This window comes from Micromonospora sp. M51, from assembly GCF_018070305.1.
Lineage (GTDB): Bacteria > Actinomycetota > Actinomycetes > Mycobacteriales > Micromonosporaceae > Micromonospora > Micromonospora parva.
In genome coordinates, this window is the sequence record NZ_JAGPXZ010000349.1 from 1 (window position 1) to 6,214 (window position 6,214).

6 protein-coding genes are annotated in these 6,214 nt (G+C 70.9%); 4 read left to right on the forward strand and 2 right to left on the reverse strand.

All coding sequences use genetic code 11. From position 1 onward, the window contains the following. The 4 genes from KBX53_RS18940 to KBX53_RS18955 form a co-directional block, all read left to right on the forward strand. Positions 1–439, forward strand: a 439-nt coding sequence (locus KBX53_RS18940) for an alpha/beta fold hydrolase (RefSeq protein ID WP_210860735.1), incomplete at its 5' end; no start/stop codon positions are given. Between the two features lie 76 nt (positions 440–515). Next, entirely contained in the window at positions 516–1,136 is a 621-nt protein-coding gene (locus KBX53_RS18945; RefSeq protein WP_210860737.1) for a TetR family transcriptional regulator, read from the forward strand. Between the two features lie 72 nt (positions 1,137–1,208). Continuing rightward, the gene (locus KBX53_RS18950; RefSeq protein ID WP_210860739.1) at positions 1,209–2,789 is read left to right on the forward strand and encodes an MDR family MFS transporter; all 1,581 of its coding nucleotides are present in this window, start codon (positions 1,209–1,211) and stop codon (positions 2,787–2,789) included. Positions 2,790–3,060: 271 nt separating this feature from the next. Continuing rightward, positions 3,061–4,620, forward strand: a complete 1,560-nt coding sequence (locus KBX53_RS18955) for an OFA family MFS transporter (RefSeq protein WP_210860743.1) — start codon at positions 3,061–3,063, stop codon at positions 4,618–4,620. Between the two features lie 92 nt (positions 4,621–4,712). Here the strand turns inward: KBX53_RS18955 and nrfD are convergent, their stop codons facing one another. Both nrfD and KBX53_RS18965 read right to left on the reverse strand, forming a co-directional pair. Beyond that, entirely contained in the window at positions 4,713–5,786 is a 1,074-nt protein-coding gene (nrfD, locus tag KBX53_RS18960) for an NrfD/PsrC family molybdoenzyme membrane anchor subunit (RefSeq protein WP_210860741.1), read from the reverse strand. Further along, on the reverse strand, positions 5,783–6,214 hold a 432-nt coding region (locus KBX53_RS18965), incomplete at its 5' end, for a 4Fe-4S dicluster domain-containing protein (protein ID WP_309140807.1). The genes nrfD and KBX53_RS18965, both read right to left, overlap by 4 nt.

The window sequence follows — 6,214 nt, forward strand, 5'->3', positions numbered from 1 at the left end:
GGCCAACTCGTACCTGCCCACGCCGATCATGCGGGTCGCGCTGCGCTCGGCGTACCTGCGGGCGTTGTGCTTCGCGCCGCGGATGGCCCGCCCGACGCTGCTGGACGTCGAGCGCGCGCTGGGCGACGCGCTCGCCCTACGCCGTGGACGCGGCTTCAACGCGGTGGCCAGAGCCGCCCGCGACTACCGCTTCGACTGCCATCGACTGTCCGACCCGGCGGTGCCGGTGACCGTCGGCTGGGGCGACCGCGACCGGATCTTCGGCGTTCACCAGGCCGAGCGCGTCCGGGCGGGCCTGCCGGCGGCACGGGTGGTGACGCTGCCCCGTTGCGGTCACGTGCCGATGAGCGACGACCCGGACCTGGTCGCCGCGCTCATCCTGGAGACCACCGGCGCCGTCCCCCGCGGCGACCGGCCGGATCCGTCGGTCGCCGTCTGACGGTCCCGAGTCAGGAAGATCACTTCACACGCTAAAAACTTGCAGTCTGTGCAACTTCGCTCCTAGCCTCGCTCGCGTGACCGACACCGACCACGCCGCCACCGGGCGTCGCGACCGCAAGAAAGCGCAGACGCGGGCCGCGCTGACCGCCGCCGCGCTGCGGCTGGTCGCCGAACGCGGCCTGGAGCACGTGACGGTGGAGGAGATCAGCGAGGCCGCGGACGTCTCCGCGCGGACCTTCTTCAACTACTTCACCTGCAAGGACGAGGCCCTCACCGACGATCCGGCGCTCGACGGCAACCCGGTCGTGGCGCGTCTGGCGGCCGCCCCCGCACAGGTGTCGGCGCTGCAGGCCGTGCGGGTCGCCCTCGACGAGTCGGTCGACACGATCCAGGCCGACCGGGAGTTGTGGCGGTTGCGACTGACGGTCATCGCCCAGAACCCGGTGCTGCTGCCCCGGCTGGTGGCCGGCAACAGCGCGACCGAGCAGGCCATGGTCGCGATCGTCGCCACCCGCCTCGGCGTCGGCCTCGACCACGGCCACCCGCCGCTGGTCATCGCTGTCGCCGGTGCCGCCTTCCGCACCGCCATGCTGCGCTGGGCCGCCGACGACGACACCCGGCCGCTGCACGACTTCGTCGATGAGGCGTTCGCCGCGATCGCGGCCGGCCTGCCGGATCCGCCGTCCCCCTCCTGACCCGCCAGTCTCTGCCCCGCCGCATCAGCTGCGGGGCCAGCGCTGCGCCAGAAACCCGACAAGGGAGCGTCAATGACCACCACCGTCCCGCCCGCCGACACCGCCGGCGTCGGCACGCGCATGTCGCGTCGGGAGGTTCTCCAGGCCCTGTCCGGCCTGATGGTCGGCATGTTCGTGGCCATCCTCGCCTCCACAGTGGTGGCGAACGCGCTGCCGCGGATCATCGCGGATCTCAACGGCAGCCAGACCGTCTACACCTGGATCGTCACCAGCGAACTGCTCGCCATGACGGCGACGGTGCCGCTGTGGGGCAAGATGGCCGACCTGTACAGCAAGAAGCTGCTGATCCAGCTGTCGCTGGGACTGTTCGTGGTCGGTTCGCTCATCGCGGGCTTCACGCCGAACGTCGAGGTTCTGCTGCTCAGCCGGGTCGTCCAGGGCATCGGCGCCGGCGGCATGACAGCGCTGGCCACGATCGTCATGGCGGCGATGATCCCGCCGCGTGAGCTGGGCCGCTACGCCGGCATCTTCGGCGCGGTCTTCGGTGTGGGCACCATCGCCGGTCCGCTGATCGGCGGCCTGCTCGTCGACACGTCGTGGTTGGGCTGGCGGTGGTGCTTCCTGATCGGCGTCCCGTTCAGCATCATCTCCATCGCCCTGCTCCAGCGCACCCTGCACCTGCCGGTCGTCCGCCGCAAGGCGACGATCGACTGGCTGGGCGCCGTGCTCATCACCTCGGGCGTCTCCACCCTGCTGATCTGGTCGTCCCTGGCCGGCAACAAGTTCGACTGGGCCTCCGGCTGGACGGCCCTGATGGTCATCGGCGGTCTGGTTCTGCTGGCCCTGGCCGTGGTCGTCGAGTCGCGGGCGGCGGAGCCGATCGTCCCGCTGGACATCTTCCGCAACCGGACGGTCTCCCTGGCCACGATCGCCAGCGTGCTGGTCGGCGTCGCCATGTTCGGCGGCACCGTCTTCCTGTCCCAGTACTTCCAGATCTCGCTGGGCAAGTCGCCCACCGTCGCTGGCCTGATGAGCCTCCCGATGATCTTCGGTCTGCTGGTCTCGTCAACGGTGGCCGGCCAGCTCATCACGAAGTACGGCCGCTGGAAGGCGTACCTGGTGGCCGGCGCCGCGGTGATGACCGCCGGGATGCTGCTGCTGGGCACCATCGACGCCAACACCAGCGTCGTCGTGCTGTCGATCTACATGGCCGTGCTGGGCGTCGGCGTCGGCATGCTCATGCAGAACCTCGTGCTCGCCGCGCAGAACGATGTGCCGGCGCAGGAGCTCGGCGCCGCCACGTCGGTGCTGACGTTCTTCCGCAGCATGGGCGGTGCGATCGGGGTCAGCGCCCTCGGCGCGGTCCTGGCGAGCCGGGTGACCTCACTGACGACCGAGCGTCTCGGCCCGGCGGCCACCGCCGGTGGTGGCTCCACGGAGGTGCCCGACCTGTCCACCCTGCCCGAACCGGTGGTACGCATCCTCCAGGACGTGTACGGCATCGCCACCGCGGACCTCTTCCTGGTCGGCGCGCCGTTCGCGCTGCTGGCGCTGATCGTCGTGCTGTTCATCAAGGAGAAGCCGCTGCACACCGTCAGCGGGGACGAACGACGCGCCCAGGAGGAGGCGGCCGCAAAGGCCGCGATGCACTGAGCGGTACGACAGAGCAGTCGGGGGCGGGCCGGAGGGCCCGCCCCCGCTTCGTGCCCCCTTCCGGCCTCACCCGCGGGCGCCGACGTCGCCATCCCGCGTTTTTCGGTAATCACCTGGCGTGCACAAGTCGCCACGTAACGTGAGGTAGAGCCGGTAATCGGCTGATCGCCAGACGTGCGCCGGGCCGCCACTGCGGCGGCGCCGCTCGGCCAACTGCCGGGTCGGACAGCTCCGCAACGTCGCTCAGCCGCAGGAGGTGTGGACGATGCCCATGCTCTCGGTCTTCGATCCTCGGCACACTGTCGCTCCCCCGGGATACAGCCGCTGGCTCATCCCGACCGCGGCACTGGCTGTGCACGTGTGCATCGGTCAGGTCTACGCGACGAGTGTCTACAAGAACTCCCTCATCGCGCACTTCGACACCAGCCAGACGGCGATCGGGGCGATCTTCAGTATCGCCATCGTCATGCTGGGTTCGTCCGCCGCGGTGGGTGGCCGTTGGGTGGAAAAGAACGGGCCGCGCCGGGCGATGTTCGCCTCCGCCTGCTTCTGGGCCACCGGGTTCCTGGTCGGCGCGCTCGGCATCGCGACGCAACAACTCTGGCTGCTCTACCTCGGATACGGCGTCATCGGCGGCATCGGGCTCGGCATCGGCTACATCTCACCCGTCTCGACACTGATCAAGTGGTTCCCGGACCGCCCCGGCCTGGCCACCGGGCTGGCCATCATGGGGTTCGGCGGTGGCGCCCTGGTCGCCGGCCCGCTCGCGCGCCAACTGCTCTCCCTCTACGACTCCGGCTACAACCCCGACAACCCGGCCGCCGTGGCGTCGGGCAGCGCCCTCGTGGCGCTCTTCGTCACGTTCGGCATCGGGTATTTCGTGATCATGATGTTCGGCCCGTTCAACGTCCGGGTTCCGGCACCGGACTGGCGGCCCGCCGGGTTCGACCCGGCGAGCGTTGCCGCCAAACCTCTGGTGACGACGGCGAGCGTGTCCGCGTCGAACGCGGTGCGTACCCGGTCGTTCTGGTTGCTGTGGATCGTGCTGTTCTGCAACGTCACCGCGGGCATCGGCATCCTGGAGCAGGCCAGCCCGATGATCCAGGACTTCTTCCGGGACAACGGAACCGCCACCACGGTCTCGGTGTCGGCGGCGGCCGGCTTCGTGGGGGTGCTGTCGCTGTTCAACATGGCGGGCCGGTTCGTTTGGTCCACGACGTCCGACCTCATCGGCCGCAAGCCCATCTACATGGTCTACCTCGGCGTCGGCATGGTGCTGTACCTGCTGCTCGCCGTGGCCGGGCACTCCGCGACAGCGGTCTTCGTGCTGATCGCCGCCGCCATCATCTCCTTCTACGGCGGTGGCTTCGCCACCATGCCGGCCTACCTGCGTGACCTGTTCGGCACCTTCCAGGTCGGGGCCATCCACGGCCGGATCCTCACCGCCTGGTCGGCCGCGGGTGTCGCCGGCCCGCTGATCGTCAACGGGATCCTCGACACGCAGGGCAAGCCCGGCACACTCACCGCGGCGGCGTACCGTCCCGCGCTGTTCACCATGGTCGGCGTCCTCGCCATCGGGTTCATCGCGAACCTGCTGGTCCGTTCGGTGCCCGAGCGGTTCCACGAACCAAACCGGGGGCCGACGTCGCCCGTGGCGAAGGCGACCATCACCGAACCGGTGGCCATCGGGCCGCAGAGCCAGCCGCCCGCGCCGCCACGAGTCGGTAGCCAGACCGGGCGACTGTGGTTGTCGTGGCTGCTGGTCGCGGTGCTCCTCGGGTACGGCATCGTCCAGACCGCCATCACCGCCGCGAAGCTGTTCACCGGCTGACCGGCCGCGCCGGCGGTGGCCCGTCGCGCCCACACCTCTCCTCGGATCCGAAGAAGGCGCCCCGTCAGGGGGCGCCTTCCTCGTCGGTCCGCTCAGAGTGGGGTCGTCGACCGGCTCTCGTCGAGCCGCTCCCGCTGGGGCACGACCGTGTACTTCGGATCGCGCGCCGAGACCCGTCCCGCCTCGAAGACACCGAACCGGGTCGCGATCGACGACGCCACCAGGGCGGCGCCGGAGAGCGCCGACAGGATCCGGCTGCGTCGACTGACCAGTGCGGCGACCGTGCCCACTGTCAGCAGGACGCGTCCCGCCTTGACCAGCCGGCCGCTGCGTCCGTGCGTGTAGGGCTCGCCGGTGAGGCCCTGCCGCTCCAGATGGTGCCCCCCACCGAACTCGACGGCCGCCGCGGCCACTGCGAGTCGCCGTAGTGGGGCGGTCTCCGAGGGCGGTGCCGCGATCAGTCCGACCCCGGACGCGGCGGCGAGCGCGCTGCCGGCGAAGACGAACGGCAGCGAGGGGTAGGCGTCGTGCCAGGACGGCACGGCCGTGTCGGCGAGCAGCACCCCGGTGTACGTCGCCAGCGCCGGTGCCGTGGCCGCGGCGGCCAGTCCGGCGACGTTGCCGACGGGCGGTCCGATCCGGCGGGCGAGGCCGAGCACACCATGCCGCGGGAGCAGCGGTGCGAGTTCGGCGACCGCTGCCACGCCTGCGAGGGGCCCGAACGCGGCGAGGATCCAGGGGCCGACCGACATCGGCGAGGTCACCTTGGCCACCCGGAGCATGTGATGGAACCGGGTCGGCCGGCCGAGGTCGTGGATCAGCAGGTACGTGCTGGCGGCGACGCCGCCGAGCGCCGTCCACCGGCCCACCTTGCGCAGCCCCGGTCGTCCGGTCAGCTGGGCGCCCGCGCCGACCAGCGCGCTTCCGGCGGCGAGGCCACCGGTGAACAGGTAGCCGGCGATGTCGTACTTCCACACCGGCGGCTTCAGCACGGGCCGGCCGTAGTAGGAGGCGAAGTCGGCCGGCGGCACGGTGAGCTGCTCACCGCCGTCGCCGCGTCGCCGGCCGGGCTGCCGGTGGCGCTTCCCGTCGGGCTGGTCGAGGCCGGCCTGGAACTCGCGGAACCGGGCGCCGACCGACTCGTTCGATGGTGTCTCGTCGGTCATTGCCGCCTACCCATGAACGCGACCGCCGCGGCGACCGCCATCGTCATCGCCGCCAGGCCGGCGCGTTTCCACATGGCCGGTAGGTCGCGGGTGGTCACCACCGGGTCCGGTGGCAGCCCGTACACCTCAGGCTCGTCCAGGAGCAGGAAGAACGCCCCGTCCCCACCCACGCCGTCGTTCGGGTCGTGCCCGTACAGTCGCGCCTCGGGCACCCCCCGCTCGTGCAGCGTCGCCACCCGCGCGGCGGCGCGCTCCCGCAACTCGTCGAGGGGCCCGTACTGGATCGACTCGGTCGGACACGCCTGCGCACACGCCGGCGTCATCCCCACACCCAACCGGTCGTAGCACAACGTGCACTTCCACGCCCGACCGTCGTCCTTACGCTGATCAATCACCCCGTACGGGCAGGCGGAGATGCAGTAACCGCA